The 17,266-nt window shown below is 50.4% G+C and carries 10 protein-coding genes; 1 reads left to right on the top strand and 9 read right to left on the bottom strand.

What is annotated here, in order from left to right; genetic code table 11:
- Positions 1-174: 174 nt before the first annotated feature.
- The 4 genes from NFR62_RS09595 to NFR62_RS09580 all read right to left on the bottom strand — a co-directional run bounded on the left by NFR62_RS09595 (position 175) and on the right by NFR62_RS09580 (position 6,480).
- Positions 175-2,532, bottom strand: coding sequence for a glucosidase family protein (locus NFR62_RS09595; RefSeq protein ID WP_251617842.1), 2,358 nt, complete (start codon positions 2,530-2,532; stop codon positions 175-177).
- The gene (locus NFR62_RS09590) at positions 2,529-4,877 is read right to left on the bottom strand and encodes a hypothetical protein (protein WP_251617840.1); all 2,349 of its coding nucleotides are present in this window, start codon (positions 4,875-4,877) and stop codon (positions 2,529-2,531) included. The genes NFR62_RS09595 and NFR62_RS09590 overlap by 4 nt, the downstream gene beginning before the upstream one ends.
- A 141-nt stretch (positions 4,878-5,018) precedes the next feature.
- On the bottom strand, positions 5,019-6,023 hold the full coding sequence (locus tag NFR62_RS09585; protein ID WP_251617838.1) for a LacI family DNA-binding transcriptional regulator: 1,005 nt from the start codon (positions 6,021-6,023) through the stop codon (positions 5,019-5,021).
- 238 nt (positions 6,024-6,261) lie between these two features.
- Positions 6,262-6,480, bottom strand: coding sequence for a hypothetical protein (locus NFR62_RS09580; protein WP_251617837.1), 219 nt, complete (start codon positions 6,478-6,480; stop codon positions 6,262-6,264).
- Between the two features lie 218 nt (positions 6,481-6,698).
- On the opposite strand from NFR62_RS09580, the gene NFR62_RS09575 reads away from it, so the two are divergent.
- A complete protein-coding gene (locus NFR62_RS09575) occupies positions 6,699-7,958 on the top strand; it encodes a hypothetical protein (protein ID WP_251617835.1) in 1,260 nt (419 codons plus the stop codon).
- 142 nt (positions 7,959-8,100) lie between these two features.
- Here NFR62_RS09575 and NFR62_RS09570 read toward each other — a convergent pair whose 3' ends face one another.
- From NFR62_RS09570 to purM, 5 genes are all read right to left on the bottom strand, one after another.
- Complete coding sequence (locus NFR62_RS09570) at positions 8,101-11,841, bottom strand: phosphoribosylformylglycinamidine synthase (RefSeq protein WP_251617834.1); 3,741 nt, start codon at positions 11,839-11,841, stop codon at positions 8,101-8,103.
- Between the two features lie 270 nt (positions 11,842-12,111).
- Positions 12,112-13,389 (bottom strand): phosphoribosylamine--glycine ligase, encoded by a 1,278-nt coding sequence (purD, locus tag NFR62_RS09565; protein WP_251617831.1) that lies wholly within the window; start codon positions 13,387-13,389, stop codon positions 12,112-12,114.
- A gap of 33 nt (positions 13,390-13,422) precedes the next feature.
- Entirely contained in the window at positions 13,423-14,961 is a 1,539-nt protein-coding gene (purH, locus tag NFR62_RS09560; RefSeq protein WP_251617829.1) for a bifunctional phosphoribosylaminoimidazolecarboxamide formyltransferase/IMP cyclohydrolase, read from the bottom strand.
- Between the two features lie 115 nt (positions 14,962-15,076).
- Entirely contained in the window at positions 15,077-15,730 is a 654-nt protein-coding gene (gene purN, locus NFR62_RS09555) for a phosphoribosylglycinamide formyltransferase (protein ID WP_251617827.1), read from the bottom strand.
- Positions 15,731-15,743: 13 nt separating this feature from the next.
- Positions 15,744-16,769: a phosphoribosylformylglycinamidine cyclo-ligase gene (purM, locus tag NFR62_RS09550; protein WP_251617825.1), complete on the bottom strand. Its 1,026-nt coding sequence runs from the start codon at positions 16,767-16,769 to the stop codon at positions 15,744-15,746.
- Positions 16,770-17,266 lie beyond the last annotated feature (497 nt).

The following is a 17,266-nucleotide window of genomic DNA, read 5'->3' as shown; positions in this document are numbered from 1 at the left end:
TTTGCTTTTTATAACGTTATTGCTACGGATTGCTTCGCTTGCGCTCGCAATGACAATCAAAACGAATACAGCCGCACGTTGTCCTTAGCCGAGCGCGCGAAGCGTGCGAACGCCACGAGCCGTAGGCGAGTATTGCGAGCGAGTGTAACGAGCGCGGCAATCCCGAACACAGTTTTACGCTTTTACGGCTTCCGCAACGAATTTTCCGAACGGAACCGTTGCTGTTAAAAATTCGCCCTCGCGCGACGCTTCGACTTTTTCGCCGTCAACAAGAATTTCGTACCCCTCGCCCACTCTGAATTTGATTTTCACTTTTTCGTTTTGCACGGTGCCGCGAACTGAGGATATGCCCACCGAATAGCGCGAAGCAACCATGTCGTATTTAATTCCCGCGAACATAAGGTTTTCCACTTCGAAGTACGACATTTGCGACGGAACGTTAGGCGAAACGGTAAGAACGCCGTCGGCGGAGCCGTTAAGCCCCATAAAACCGAGAGGCAACGCGGCAAATAAAATCGCGCTTTCTATGAATTCTTCGTCGAGCCCAAGTCCGCCGTCTTTGCCGCCGCCCTGCAACGCAAAGTCTTTGTCTTCGAACCAAAGTTCGTCGTAGTAGTCGCGGTAAAAGCTTCTTCCGCTTCCGCCCGCCGCCTTAACTTTTTTGTACCACTCGTTTATTTCTTTAAAGCGCGCCCACGCGTCGTTAGCGCCGTACACTTTTAAGCGCGCGGCAATATCGTAATACGACGCCCAAAGCACGCTGCCGCCGTCTTGCACTTGCCGCCCGAACGGTTGGTTACTCGCTATCCACGGCCAAACGTATTGCATGTTGTTCCGAACGGTGGAAGTTCTCGGAGCGAACTCGAATTTGTAAATATCCGCGCCCTTAGAGGTGTCGCTCTCCACAATCCGCTTGCCGCTAATCCAATCCATAACGCTCTTGGCTTTATCGCCCGTTAAAATGTCTTCGGCAATCGCTTCGAGGTTGAACACAACGTAGCCGAAGTCTACGGGGTTATCGTCGCCCATGTTGTAGCCTATGTGAAGTCTGCCCGTTTTTTCGTTCCAAAAATATTCGTTTATTCTGCTTTTAACGAGCTCGGCAAGAGAAGTCAGCGAAGCGGAATCGTGCGTATATTTAACGTCGGCGCTCCAATCGTCCGCCCCTTTAACTTGCGGCTTTTCAATCTTGATATTTTCGCGCTCCGCCATTATTTCGAGGTCGCGCATTGCGCAAACCGCTTTATAAAAATAAATGTTGGAACTCAAATTTATTTGCGGCAACGAAAGAATATCCCAGTAGTTGTCGCCTATGCCGTGCCCGAGCTTGCGTTGGTAATTTTCGTCGAGCACAAGCCCGTCGTGCCCCGCAAAGTAGCCTAAATCGAGCAAACCGCTCTCACCCTTTAAATGGGTAAGCATGAATTGCAACGCGCTACGGTAGCGGTTTAAATTAGTTTTAAGGTCGTCGTAGTCGTGCGTAAAGCCGTAGTAGTTACGCGCCGCAGTAAGAAGCAAAGCCGCGTTGGCGGACTGCCGCGTGTCGTAATTAAACCGCAGATAATTGAGACGCGAACGGATTTTCATCGTTTTGCCCTCTTGCGGACGGAGCACGATTTTTATTGCCGTTATATCGGTGTCGTTGCCCCACATAGGGTGCAAATACATGGGCAAAAACAAAGTGCGCGAAAAGCTTTCTCCGATAGGCTCGCATATTGTGGCGAACTCGCTTTGCTTAACCATTCGCTCTTCCGAATAGTCGGCGTCGCCCTTACGCTTCCAATAAACGTACAAATCGTCTACGTTCGCGGCGTCGGCGCCGCTGCGCTTATTCACCGCTATGGCAAGTTCCAAAAACGGCGAATGCACTGTGTTCACATTTAGCGTCGTGTTCTCGTAAACCGCGTCTTGCGTGAGCTTATTGCTACTGAACGTGTAAACTCCGTTTTGAACGGTAGCTCCCTCCACGTTGCAAGTAAAGCCTTGTAAATCCGAATCGTTAAATTCGAATCCGGGCGCGTTTTCGAGACTTTCTTTATAGGTGGGAAACGGCCAGCCCTGCCTGAAAAACACGGGTCCCGCCGTAAGGTCGCCCACGTTCACGTTGTCGGACGACCACACATATCCGAATTTATCCACAACAACGCGACTGAACCACTGCTTTAACAGGTTCAAATTATTTTTGGGAAGCGATGCGCTGTCGAACCAACTGAGCGCCAACGAATCCCATTCGCGTTCGAACATTACCGAAGCCGCATCGGCAACCGTGAGGTTGCCGACGCTTTCTTCGTCGTAGCGCAAATGTCTGTGCGCAAAATCGTTCAAAAAGTCGTTAAATTCGTTGTCCGAACTGCCGAAATACACAAGCGAGTCGGATTTCTTCGTGGAAAGTAATTCGTTCATCTTCTCAGACTCAAGCACGAGAGCGGGCGGTTCTTCTTCCTTTTTATTAGGCTCCGAACACCCCGCGACGGCTACCGCGCATACGATAGCCGACAGCAACACGGTTAAAACTTGCGAAAGCCTTTTCATTCGGCTTTCTTCCCGCGTTTGCGCGATAAGCTAAGAACGCCCGCCGCCGTGAGCATGAGCATTGCGCCGGCAACCGACACAGCGCCTACGCTCGACTTGCAGCCTTTTTTCTTTCCCTCTTCGGTTGTGTTGTTATTGTCGCCGCTATTGTCGCCGTCGTCGGGCTTGTCGGTTCCGCCGCCCGCTTTGAGTTCGGCTATTTTCTTTTCGGCAGCCGTAAGTTTATCGAGGTTTGTTACAAGAGCTTTAAGTTCGTCGTCGAGTTCTTCGTAGAAATCGCGAGCATCGTTCACGTCGTATTCGTCGTCAAGCGTGAGCGAATCGACTGCGGGCAAAGCGTCGATTGCCTCTATTACGGGGCGCACTCTTTCCGCCTTGATGTCGTCTACGCTCGTGCCTTTATACCATTTGACCGACTCGTAGTCGTAAATAAAGTTCGCGTCTTCTTTAAGCTCGTAGCCTGCGGGAGTACGGAAGCCCGCTTTGATTGTGAGCGTAAAATTCTGCTTTAAGTTTTTAACGCGGAACGGCCAGTTCACTTCTTTCTTTTCGGTTAAGGGGTTGCCCTCTTCGTCTAACACGGGGTTGCCGTTTTCGTCCGTAACGTTAACGATTTTATCTTCGCGGAAGCCGCCGATTGCAATGCGGTTGTCGCCCTTAACAAGGTGAAGAGCTGCAGCATAGGGTCTTTCGAGAATACCCAAATTCGATTCCGTCATCATTTCGGCGATAGACATTGTGCGGAACTCGGTGCTGTCGCCGAACACGCCGCCTAAAATTATGCTGTTGCGGGCAATATCGAACAAGCCGTTTTGCACAAATTTTTCTATTTCTTCGGAAGTATATGCACTATGATGAACAGCATTGCTCGGAAGACTTCTCATATAATTGTTCTGTCCCGTAAAATAAACCCTGTTACCGTCCGACGGGTCTTTATCGAATTGAAGTCTGAAAATAAGCTCGGTGTTTTCAAGCACGGGAGCGTCTATTCCGAGCAACTTGATTTCTTCGAATTCCATTTCTTCGCGCGCGCTGTCGTATTCGCCGTTTTTGGTGTTCAAAGTAAGTTCGTCGCCGTCGGTGAGCTTAATGAGTTTGCCTACAAAGCCGGGAAGAATTTTAACGTTTAAGCTCTCGCTAAGGTCGGGCAATTCCCAACTTATTGTCTTAGTTGCGGGTTGTTCGTTTTCGTCGGTGTAATTATACACAAAGGAATTAGTCTTATTTAAATAAATCTTTATTTTATCGCCTTGAATATAAACGTCGTTGCGTCCGTCGAAATCTTTTAAGGCTGTTGCAAAACCGTGAAGTTGTGCGTCGGTAGTAAGTCCCGCTTCGTAAGCCGCTTGAAGCGGAAGAGTCATCCAATCGGACAGTGCCATACCGTTTATCGTGATAAGCTTGCCGACCGAGTAACGCAATCCCAATTTAGTAATTACTTCAAACAGTGATTGTTCGTTAAATCCTTGCGCCTTTTTATATTCCGGTTCTCCCGTATACACAGTTGAGTCATACCAAGTATTGTTGTCTTTAATCGTAGACTTAGAACGACGCATCATATACTTTAATTCGTTCGTTTCATCAAAAATGTATCCGGTTTCGCCGTCTTGCGTTTGAAGTTCGATTGTTATTTCATGTTTGTTTATATCTTCGGGACCGTTTTCATAATACACGCGGGAAATTTTGCCTTCGGGTGCGCTGTCAGCCCATTTGCGAACACCCAAATGCAATCTGTTTTGCCCCGCATATACATATGTGTCCTTCGAAAGCGTCTTTTCGGTGGAAGGCGCATTGTCGCCCCACAAAGGGAGCCCTTCTTTAATTACTATTTCGCTTATCCAAGTCGTTTTTGAATCGGTGACCTTATTCGGGCGAGTCCAATCGAGGTCAAGCTTATTGAGCACAATTTCAAGCACATATTTGGTTTGATATTTAACCGTTTTGTCGGTGTTGCCACTAACCGCAACTTTCTTTTGAACAAAATTCAAACTGAATTCGGAAAGCTGTTCTATCGGTTTCCCGTTTACGGTAATTTTATTTTTATAAGCCTCATACTGTTGCAAATTTTCAACAGGTGCGGCAGAAGCATCGATATAACTGACGGCAGTGCCATTATCTTCGGCAAAAAGCACATGTGCTTTAACCTTAGAGGCATCGTCCATATCCTCTCTTACCGTTTTTACGATTACCGCCACCGCAGGCGTTTCCTCTGCGGGCGGCGTCGTTTCATCGGCGCGGGCGGCTAAAAGGCTCCCCCCCCCGCACACTACTGCGGTTGCAAGCGCCAACACAAGCATGCACACAAGCGCGAACGCCGATATGCTTTTTTTGGTTGTTGTTCTCATTACATTTACTCCTCCTGAAAAGTTTTTTCGGAAATTATATATATTATACGCAAGTCGCTTTTTCGGTAAGTTCGGAGCGTTTACGCGCGTTACGGTTTGCGCGCGGACTCCTTAACACGAAAAAGAATATTGCGGGAATTTTTATGTTTTGGCTTTGCCCAAACTGTTTCTGAAAACGGGCGACGCCTGAACCTTTTGCACAAACCGCTCCATGTCGGGATTTTTGATTTTGTCTATAATCGTTTTGGCAATCTGCCTGCCGTAAGCAAATTTGTCGAATCCCAGAGTTGTAAGCGACGGATGCACATATTTGCATATAGAAATGTCGTCGCACCCAACAACCGAAATATCGTCGGGCACTCTTATTCCGCTTTCGTGCAAGGCGGTTATGGCTCCGAGCGCCGACATATCGTTTATGCAAAACAGCACCGTGAACTTTTTGCCCGACGCAAGCAATTTTTTGGTGAGCAAATAGCCCATTTCTTCGCTTGTGCGCTTGCCGCCCAAATCGTTGCCCACAAGCAAACCGTCGTCGGTGTTAAAACCGCACTGTTCGCGCAGTTCTATAAATTTGGCGGCGCGGGAATCGAGAAGCATATATTGCGGTTCGAGAGTTGAAAGAATCGCGGCGTTTTTGTGCCCGAGCTCCGCCGCTTTGCGAACGAGCGCGTCCATACCGTCGGAATAAACGGCGTCTATTCTGAAACTCTGCTCGCACTCGAAATTCACCATTACAACGTTGTCTTGAATAAAGTAGCGCACATATTCGTCGGGGTAGGTATCGGACACGAAGTTCACCACTCCGCCGAGCCTGCGCGACGCGATAAGTTTGAATTTGTTTTGCGCGTTGTTATCGAGGTCGAAAACCGAAACGGCAAAATCCTGTTCGGCGGCATACGAGTCTATTCCCTTGATAACCTCGATATGATACGGGTTTGTAAGCTCCGACACCGCCACGCCTATGTGCTTATTTATACCCGACGCGAGCCGTTGAGCCGACGAATCGGGAATATATTTAAGCGTTTGAGCCGCCGCAAGCACGCGCTCGCGCAAATCGGCGCCAACCGGTTTTCTTCCGGTAAGCGCGTTAGTGACGGTTGCCACCGACACGTTCGCAAGTTTTGCCACGTCTGCCCTATTTGCCATTTTACCTCCCTGCCCCTTATTATTTGCGCGCGCATTTTTTAAGAGTTACGCGCGTAAAACCTTGATATAATCATAACACACATTTTTGGCTTTGTCAATACCTTTTGGAAAAAAAATTCAACTTTTTACTGTGCGACACATATCAAACAAAAAAATTCCCGACAAGGAAAAAACCTTATCGGGAATTTGAATTTTAAAATTTTTCGAGCACTAAAAAAAGTTAAACTTTGGCGTGGTTTCAGTTTGTAGCCAAATCTTCGTCTTTAAGGCAAAGAACAAGTATTCCGCCTATAAGACTGCAGAAAAAGATATCTAAGATGCCCCAAACCATAAGGTCGGATTTCGAAGTCGCCTTTTTCATTTTCGAAAGAGTGAGTCCTCCGAAGATGAGCGGCAAAATCGCAATACATCCGAATATCATTCCCAAAATGATAAACACTTTAGCTGCCGTTTTCACTTTCTCTCTCCTTTAAATTTTTTTCGAACTTATGTTCGTCGTATATATTATAAAACGAACCCCCCCCCGCTTGTCAAGCGAAAAACACGCCTTTTTTACCTATATTTCTACACACGTGCACTCGTAAAACACAATACGAGAAACGAAAAGCCGCCGCCCGTATACTTTATTCGCGCAATGGGAAAAATATGCTTATCTTAAAAAAAGGAGAAAATTATATGTCTTTTAACCCGTTCGGCATAAAGCCTATGCCCATTAACAAGTGTTTTGCGGATTGGAACAAACTCTACCCCAAATCCTACGACAAAAACGAAGTTGACCCCTACACTAAGGTACGCATTATTCTAATGAACGGCACCGAGTTCGAAGCGCAGTGGTTTTTGCACAATTTTTCGCGCCACTGCAACAACAACGATATTCGCCGCGAGCTTGCGCTCACCCGCAGAATAGAACAACAGCAACAGAAAAAAATAAGCATGTTAAAGCCTATTAACGAAAGCACGCTCGAAACTACAATATCTTACGAGCAGCTCGCGGTAGACCTTACGGCGATTATGGCGCAGAACGAGCCCGACCCGTATGTTAAGGCGGCGCTCGACTTTGCGCTACTCGAAGACTTCGACCACCTCTACCGTTACAGCGACTTGCTCGAAATGGAGCAAGGGGTTCGCGGCGAGCGTCTTGTTGGCAGCTACACCGAAATTATGCCGGGCAGACCCACCATATCGGAACACCGCTATCCGTTCGACGACGTGCGCAGATTCGCCCCGCGCGGCAGTAGCGACATGCTCACCAACCTGCACACTATGATAATAACCGCCGCCGAACAGCAAACCATGAACTACTATATGAACATAGGGCAAACTCACACCTCAGAGCTTGGGCGCAGACTTTACAGCGAAATCGCCATGATAGAAGAACAGCACGTTACGCAGTATGAAAGCCTTATCGACCCTAACGCAACTTGGTTAGAGTCGGCGCTGTGCCACGAATACGCCGAATGCTATCTTTACTACTCTATGATGGAAGACGAAACCGACCGCTATGTGCGCGACGTATGGGAAGAACACCTCAATATGGAAATAGCGCATTTGCACGCCGCCGCCAACATGCTCAAAAAGTATGAGAAAAAGGAATGGCAACAAGTTATTCCCGTAGGCGAATTCCCCATGCTGTTGTCGTTTAACAAAAACATTGCGAACAACAAAAAGTATGTGCGCGACGTGCTCAAAAACACGGTGAACAATACGTCGGTGCTCGAAGAATACACCGAAGTGTGCTCCGTTCCAGAAAATTACGAGTTCTTTAAGTATAACGACGCCGTGAACGGTTCGAGCGGCAACGTTGCCAGCCATAACGTTATCGAACAGTATATTACCGAAGCGGGCGAAGATTACCGCTTTGAAGAAAGCAAACACCCCGTTAAAGAATTGCAATGCCGCACCTGCGACAACACCGACGTGGGCAGAAGCTGCTAAAACGTTCGCGCTCGCTTCGCTCGCAAAGATACAGCAACAAAAAAGAGACTTATTCAAGTCTCTTTTTTGTTACGCGTTTTTATGTGTTTTCTGCGGATTCTAAACGCTTCGCTTGGCGTCAAACGCCCTTATCCGCAATCGTTTATTTAAAGTATTTTACGCCGCTTTCGAAAATTTTCATGTCGGCGTCGCCGGGAACGTTTTTCATAAGGAATTCGCCTATGCGCTCGCTATGCCCCATTTTGCCGAATATTCTGCCGTCGCGGCTTGTGATTCCCTCTATTGCCATAACCGAGCCGTTGGGATTAAACGGACTTTGCATTGTCGCGTTGCCGTGCTCGTCGCAATATTGCGTAGCAATCTGCCCGTTTGCGATAAGTTCCGCGATTTTGTTTTCGGGCGCTATGAATTTGCCCTCGCCGTGACTCACCGCAACTTTGAACACGTCGCCCGTTTTAACGCCCGCAAGCCAAGGCGAAAGATTGCTCGCCACGCGCACGTTCACAGCTGTGGAAACGTGGCGGGATATGTTGTTGAAAGTAAGCGTGGGCGAACACGAATCGAGCTCGCAGATTTTTCCGTTCGGCAAAAGTCCGAGTTTTACGAGAGCCTGAAAACCGTTGCAAATTCCCAAAATCAAGCCGTCGCGCTTATACAAAAGCGAATCGATTGCGTCCGCGATTTTTCCGCAACGGAAAGCGGTTGCAATAAACTTGCCGCTTCCGTCTGGCTCGTCGCCGCCCGAAAATCCGCCGGGAAAAGCTATTATGCGGCTGCTCTCAATGCACTTTGCCGCCTCGTCGAGCGAAGCCGAAAGCTCCTCTTGCGTGCGGTTGCGTATTACGCAAATCACGGGTTCGGCGCCTGCAAGAGCGAAACGCTTGGCTGTGTCGAACTCGCAGTTCGTGCCCGGAAATACGGGTATGAAAACTTTAACTTTCTTGCTCTTTTTCGCGGGGAACGCGGTTATGCCGCCCGTATAGCTAAGATTTTCGGCTTTGCCGCTCGCCGCCGCCGTAGTTGGATAAACGTTTTCGAGCTTACCCACAAAAGCCGCTTCCGCTTCGTTAACGCTTACGCTTGCGTTGCCCGCGCCCGCGAACGTGAATTTGCCGTCTTGCGTCGTTTCGCCTATATAGTCGAGCTCATAGCCCACAAAGTCGTCGGGCGATTCGAGCGCCACCAAAATATCGCCCAAATAAGGCAGGAACAAATTTTTAACGTCTTTATATTCGAATTTGAAGCCGAGTTTGTTGCCGAGCGCGCTCTTGATTACAGCCGCCGCAGAGCCGCCCTCTTCTACAACCGTTGCGAACTTAACTCTGCCGCGAGCAATCTCGCCCGACAAAAGCTTTAACAGCTCAACCGCGTAGTTAAAGTCGGGCATTCCGAAAGCGTCGGTTTTGAGTTTTAGCCGATAAACCTTTTCGCCGCCGCGCAAAACGTTGTCTATAACGCCGCTTGCGCGCGTGACGCCGAGAGCAAACGATATGAGCGTGGGCGGAACGTCTATTTTCTCGAAGCTTCCGCTCATGGAGTCTTTGCCGCCTATTGCGCCGAGCCCGAGTTCGAGCTGCGCGGTGAGAGCGCCCAAAAGAGCCGCCGTAGGTTTTCCCCAGCGCGAGGGTTCTCCGTTCATTCTCTCGAAAAATTCTTGCAAAGTCAGCCGAACGCTGCCGAGCGGCGCGCCCGCGCTAACAGTTTTTATAACCGAAAGGAGCACCGAATAAATCGCTCCCACAAACGGCGATTCGCTCATAAGCGAGGGGTTAAACCCGTAGGCGCACACGGTTGCGGTGTCGGTTATGCCGCTTGTGGGCAACAGCGCCGCCATTGCTATGCTCGGAGTGAGTTGGTATTTGCCGCCGAACGGCATTAAAACCGAGCCCGCGCCTATCGTTGAGTCGAACGTTTCGCCGAGCCCTTTTTGCGAGCAAACGTTGAGTTGCGAAAGAGTTGCGCGCACAGCCGAAGCCATATCGCCTTTTTTAATTGCCGAATCGGTTTCTTTGGGCAAAGTTCCGAAGAATTTAACTTCGCCGTCGCGTATTACAACGTCGGTGTGTTGGCGAACGCCGTTGCTATCGAGGAATTTTCTCGGAAGGTCCACAACAAGCTTGCCGCCGTAGAACATCCGCATACTCGCGCGGTCGGTAACGGTGGCAACTTTGGTTGCCGACAGATTTTCTTCGGCGCACAGCGCGAGCATTTTTTCTTCGTCTTGCGCGCGCACCACAACCGCCATACGCTCCTGACTTTCGCTGATGGCAAGTTCGGTTGCGTTCAAGCCGTAATACTTTTTGGGAACGGCGTCGAGGTTTATATCGAGTCCCGGACTGAGCTCGCCTATCGCAACGCTGACGCCGCCCGCTCCGAAGTCGTTGCAACGCTTAATAAGGCGTGTAACTTCTCTCTTTCGGAAAAGTCTCTGAATTTTGCGTTCGGTGAGTGGGTTGCCCTTTTGCACTTCGGCTCCGCAGGTGTCTAAGCTCTTTTCGGTGTGAGCTTTGCTCGAACCCGTCGCCCCTCCGCAACCGTCGCGCCCCGTAGCACCGCCTATAAGAAGCACAATGTCGCCGCTCTCGGGAACGGAACGCACCACGTTTTCGGCGGGAGCCGCGCCCACAACAAAGCCCGTTTCAAGGCGTTTAGCAACATAGCCCGAATGGAAAACCTCGTGAACGCCGCCCGTAGCAAGCCCTATCTGGTTGCCGTAGCTCGAAAAACCCGCAGCGGCGGTTTTGGATATAACGCGCTGAGGCAGTTTTCCTTTGAGCGTTTTTTCGTACGGCTCGGTTATATCCGCCGCGCCCGTAACGCGCATAGCCTGATAAACGTATACTCTGCCCGAAAGAGGGTCGCGGATAGCCCCGCCCAAGCAGGTGGCGGCGCCGCCGAACGGCTCTATTTCGGTGGGATGATTGTGCGTTTCGTTTTTGAACATAACGAGCCATTGCTCCGGCTTGCCGTCTACTTCGGCGGTAACTTTAATCGAGCACGCGTTTATTTCGTCGGACGCGTCGAGGTTATCGAGCTTGCCTTGCTTTTTAAGCTCACGCACCCCTATCGTTGCAATATCCATAAGGCACGGATATTTGTCGGGACGACCTTTGTGATGCTCGTTGAAAAGTCGCAAATAGCGTTCGTATGCCGCTTGCAGAGCGGGGTTGTCGCTCTTTATTTTAACCGATTGCAAATGCGTTAAAAAGGTGGTGTGGCGGCAATGGTCCGACCAATAAGTGTCTATAACTTTAAGTTCGGTTTCGGTGGGTTCGCGCAACTCCGAACGGAAATGAGCCTGCACAAACATGAGGTCTTCCACGCTCATGGCAAATCCCATGCGCGCATGGTAATCTTTTAAATTCGACTCGGAAAACTCCAAAAATCCGCTAACCATTTTCGCGGGACCGGGTTCGTCGTAGGTCTCTTTGAGCGTTGCGGGCTTTGCTTCGCTCGCCGCTCTCGCCTCTACGGGGTTTATTAGGTAAGACGCTATTTTCTCCTTTTGAGCCGCGTTTATGCCGCCGAAAGCGTATACCGTTGCGCAACGAATCAAAGGGCGCGCCGCAAAAGTGAGCATTTGCACGCATTGAGCCGCGCTGTCGGCGCGTTGGTCGTACTGTCCGGGAAGATACTCCGAAAGTATAAGCTCGCCGTCCGTTTTCGGGAGTTCTTCGAAATATACGTCGTCTACGGGCGGTTCGGAAAATACCGAAGTTACGGCGCGGTCAAAATCGGCGCCCTCTAACCCCTCTACGTCGTAGCGAAGAAACACGCGCACCCATTCGGCGCGGATTCCGAGCACTCCTTCAACGTCCGACTTGATTTTGTCGGCGCTGTGCCGCAATCCTTCTTTCTTTTCAACAAACAGTCTTTTAATCATACTCACGTTTCCTTAAAATATTTATTGTTGCGACGCGCCGCAACTTACGGCGCAAAAAAACCTTTACAAAACTATTTACCGGCATTTTGAGCGCCAATTTAGGACTGCCGCGCTTCGCTCGCAGTGACACCCCGACCGCTTAAAAGCCGTCAAGGGCGCAGCCTTTGTCGTTGCGGGGTAGGGTTTCAAAAGGGAAGGGACACAGTCGAAAGTGTCCCGCCCTTTTGTCGTTTTCGCCTAAGCCTTTTGCGACCAAAAGGCTGGCTCTACTTATGCCTCTTTGCAAATATCGTTGCGGTAGAACATGCCCTCGAACGATATTTTCTTTATGTTGTCGTAAGCTTTCTTTTTAGCCTCGCTCAAATCTTTGCCGAGCGCGGTAACTCCGAGCACTCGCCCGCCGCTCGTAACGATTTCGCCGCATTCGGGGCAAATCGCGGTGCCCGCATGATACACGGTAACGTCTTCGTCTATATCGCCGAAAGTTATTTTTTTGCCCTTTTCGTATTTGAGCGGATAACCGCCCGACGCCGCCACAACGCACACTGCGGCGCGTTCGTCCCATTCGAGCGCGATTCTGTTCAGCGTGCCGTCTATGCACGCGTTGAAAACGTCGAACACGTCGGTTTTGAGTCGGGGCAAAATAACCTGCGCTTCGGGGTCGCCGAAACGGGCGTTGTATTCGAGAACTTTAATGTCGCCCGCAGAGGTAATCATAAGCCCGAAATACAACACGCCTTTAAACGGTCTGCCCTCTTTTTCGAGAGCGCGAACGGTGGGCAAAAACACCGTTTTCATCGCGCGTTCCGCCATTTCGGGAGTGTATTTGTTTTGCGGGCTGAACGTGCCCATGCCGCCCGTGTTCAGTCCCGTGTCGCCGTCGTGAGCGCGCTTGTGGTCTTGGCTCGACGCCATAGGCACAACGGTTTTACCGTCGCAAAAAGCGAGCACGCTAACCTCGAAGCCCGTTAAAAATTCCTCTATAACCACTTCGCTTCCCGCAGAGCCGAAAGCTTTATCGAGCATGATTTCGCGCAGTCCCGCTTCCGCCTCTTCGCGCGTGTTCGCAATAATAACGCCTTTGCCGAGCGCAAGCCCGTCGGCTTTTATAACGGTGGGAATCGGGCAGGTTTGAACGTATTCGAGTGCTTTTTCATACGACGAAAAAGTTTCGTACTTTGCGGTAGGAATGTCGTATTTGCGCATAAGATTTTTGGAAAAGACTTTGCTCGCCTCTATTATCGCGGCGTTCGCTCGCGGTCCGAAAGCGCGGTGCCCCGCCTTTTCGAGCTTATCCACAAGTCCCATTGCAAGGGGATCGTCGGGCGCCACTACGGTTAGTTCTATGTCGGGGTGCGAATTTACGAACTCGACTATTTTTTCAAGTTCGGTAGCTTTAACGCTCGGCACGCATTCGGCAATCTGCGCAATGCCGGCGTTGCCCGGAATGCAATACAGCTTTCCAACTTTGTCGCTTTTTTTGAGAGCGCACGCGATTGCGTGTTCTCTTCCGCCGCCGCCCACTATAAGCACGTTACTTTTTTTCATATTTTTTAATTAGGGGTTGCCCCTCTCCCATCCTCAGTGTTTAAAATGCCTTTGCCCAACGAAAATCATGGCAATGCCGTACTTGTCGCAAGCGTCGATACTCTCTTGGTCGCGCACCGAGCCGCCCGGCTGAATTATTGCGGTTATGCCCGCCTTAGCCGCCGCCTCCACGCAGTCGGAGAACGGGAAGAACGCGTCGGAGCCGAGCACCGCGCCTTTCGCGCGTTCGCCCGCGTGTTCGATAGCCTGTTGAGCCGCCCAAATGCGGTTAGTCTGTCCGCCGCCAACGCCGATTGCCGCGTTGTTTTTCGCAAGAGCAATGGCGTTGCTCTTTGCGTGCTTAACCACTTTATACGCAAATTCGAGCTGTTTCATTTCCTCTTTTGTGGGCGCGCGCTTTGTAACGACTTTCACGTCTTCGCTATTAAACAGCGTGGCGTCTTTATCTTGCACAAGCAAGCCGCCGTACACCTTTTTCATATCGTAAGCGTTTGCGGCGTAAGGAGCGCTAATATCTTTAAGGCGAAGCACGCGAAGATTGGGCTTTTTCTTAAAGAGTTCGAGAGCTTCGGGCGTAAAGTCGGGCGCAATAACGATTTCAAGGAATATTTTTATCATCTCTTCCGCCGTCGCGCCGTCTACCGTGCGGTTCACCGCAACTATGCCGCCGAAAATACTGACGGGGTCGCACTCGTAAGCCGTTTTATATGCCTCGCACACCGTTTTGCCGAGCCCTACTCCGCACGGGTTGGCGTGTTTGCACGCGACAACCGCCGTTTCGCCGAACTCGCGCAAAAGTTCGAGAGCGCCGTTGGTGTCGTTTATATTATTGTAGCTAAGCTCTTTGCCTTGCAACTGCTCGGCAAGAGGCAACGAGCCCGCAACGGGAAGAGCCTCGCCGTAGAAAGCCGCATTCTGCTGAGGGTTTTCGCCGTAGCGCATGTCTTGCTTTTTCTCGTAGGCGAAAGTGATTTGTTCGGGAAAACGTATGCCGAGTTTTTCGCGCATATAGGTGGAAATCATGGTGTCGTATACTGCGGTATGCTGAAACACCTTATACATGAGTCCGAATTTGAACTCCACGCTCAAATCGTTCGCTTTAAGGCGCGACACAACTTCCGTATAGTCGGCGGGGTCTACAACCACGCAAACGTCGCGGTAGTTTTTTGCAGCGCTTCTCAGCATTGTGGGACCGCCTATGTCTATGTTCTCGATAGCTTCTTCGAGCGTTGTGCCCTCTTTTAAAATCGTTTGCTTAAACGGATAAAGATTGACGACAACAATATCTATGGTGTTTATTTTGAGCTTTTTAAGTTGCTCCATGTGCTCGGGCAAATCACGGCGAGCCAAAAGCCCTGCGTGCACCGCAGGGTGCAACGTTTTCACTCTTCCGTCGAGGCACTCCGGAAAGCCCGTTACGTCGCTGATGCCTATGTTCTTCACGCCCGCGTCCGAAAGCGCTTTCGCAGTGCCGCCTGTGGAAATGATTTCGTAGCCGAGCGAGCTAAGCTCGCGGGCAAATTCCACCACTCCCGTCTTGTCGCTTACGCTGATTAGTGCTCTTTTTTTCATATCTTCTCCTTATGCGCCCGCACAAACGGCGGCGCTTTTACGTTTTTTTGCTCATATGTATGTTCTTCGCACCTATGTATGCGAAACATAACAACCGAATACCTTATGCGAAAGCCTATTTAAAGTTTCCATCTTTAAAAATAACTTTGCCGTTTTCCACCTTTATTTCGTTGTTGCACAGAGCGCGCACCACTTCGGGGAACAGCTTGTGTTCTATATTGCTCAATATGCGCTGTTGAAGCGAATGCGGAGTGTCTTCTTCCAAAACCTTTAAACTCCGTTGCGCGATAATAAGCCCCGTGTCGGTGCCGCTATCCACAAAATGGACGGTTGCGCCGCTTTCCTTTTCGCCCGCCGCTATAACCGCCTCGTGAACGTGAATGCCGAAAAAGCCTTTGCCTCCGAATTTGGGCAAAAGCGCGGGATGAATATTCACGATTTTATACGGATACGCGTCTATTAAAAACGGCGATATTATTCCCAAATAACCCGCGAGCAATATGTAGTCGGCGTTATGCTCGCGCACAATGCGCAAAATTTCGCGGTCGCGCGCCTCGTTGTTTTCATAATCTTTTCGGGCGCAAACGTAGGCGGGTATGCCGCGCTCGCGCGCACGGGTTAAAGCGAAAGCTTCGGCGTTCGACGAAATGACGGCAACGACTTCGCCGTTAATGTCGCCGCCGTCTATGCGCTCCGTAATCGCGGCGAGGTTGCTCCCCCCGCCCGACACAAGCGCTACTAATTTTTTCTTGTCGGAATTTTGAGTCATGCAGTCGCTCTCGTTATTTCGCGCCCAAAAGGGTAACGCCCTCGCCCGCAACGGTTTTGCCTATAACGTAAGCTTTGTCGCCGAGAGCTTCGGCGGCTTGCATAACGTCGCGTTCCGTTCCTTTGGGCACGCAAAGCACAAGCCCTATGCCCATGTTAAACGTGTTGTAAAGCTTTGAATCGGGCAACTCCGATTTTTCTTTGAGCATGTCGAACACGGGAAGTCTATCATACGAATTTATATCGATTTCGGCGCCCACCCCTTTGGGGAATATGCGGGGAATATTTTCTATAAAGCCGCCGCCCGTTATGTGAGCCACGCCTTTAACGGTATGGTTTTTTATAAGTTCGAGAACTGTTTTCACATATATGCGAGTGGGAGTGAGCACCTCTTCGAGAAGCGTTTTGCCGAGTTTGGGTTGGAAAACGCTTAAAGCGGTTTTGTCCTCTCCGAACAGCTTGCGCACAAGCGAAAAACCGTTGCTGTGTATGCCGCTGCTGCGGAGCCCAACGAGCACGTCGCCCGCCTTTATGTCGGCGCCCGTAATCGCTTTTTTCTTATCCACTATGCCAACCGAGAAACCCGCGAGGTCGTATTCGCCCACGCTGTAAAATCCCGGCATTTCGGCGGTTTCGCCGCCTATGAGCGCGCATTCCGATTGTCTGCAACCTTCCGCCACGCCCGACACTATTTTTTCGGCTTGCTCGGGGAACAGCTTGCCAACCGCCATGTAGTCGAGGAACAAAAGAGGCTTCGCCCCCTGACACACAACGTCGTTTACGCACATTGCAACGCAGTCTATTCCGACGGTGTCGTGCTTGTCGGCAATAAACGCGTATTTCAGCTTAGTGCCAACGCCGTCCGTTCCCGCAACGAGCACGGGCTCGCCGCCAACATAGTCGGCAATGGAATAGAACCCGCCGAACGAGCCGAGCCCTCCGAGCACGTTTTTATCGAACGTGGATTTAACGTGCTTTTTCATAAGCTCAACCGCTTTGTAGCCTGCGGTAACGTCTACGCCCGCTTCTTTATAATCCATAATTTTTCTCCTTTTGTTGCCGTTGAGCAACGGTTCGCTTTTTGTTGCCTCTTGAAGCAACAAGTTCGCTTTTAATATTATCAGCCTTTTTGAGCGCCAAAAGCGTGGCGGCTTTTTGGTCACAAAAAGCCTTGCAAAAACATTTACCAGCCTTTTTGAACGCCAAAAAGGCTTAGGCGAAAAAGCGTGCAGGGGGAACACTTTCGGCTGTGGCGCTCAGGTCGCGGGCATAGCCGCTCCCCGCTTAGGCTAACAACAGCACACTGTGCTGTTGTTACGGCTTCGCCGCCGCGCCGCGCCCCTATCTAAGCCCCCCTCGCAACGATAAGGGGCTTCGCCCCTTAACCCCTCTTTACGGTTGGGGAATAAAACACAATCGACTTATTAACTATGTTACGGATTTAAAATGCCTAAGGCGGCGAAGAAGGGTTGCAGATTTTCGCAACAGTCGGCACGCCGATGAGGGCGCGTATTCACACATACGCAACCGAGTCGGC

This window comes from Pumilibacter muris, from assembly GCF_943193045.1.
Classification (GTDB): Bacteria; Bacillota; Clostridia; order Christensenellales; family Pumilibacteraceae; genus Pumilibacter; species Pumilibacter muris.
This window is presented reverse-complemented; position numbering and strand designations above follow the sequence as displayed.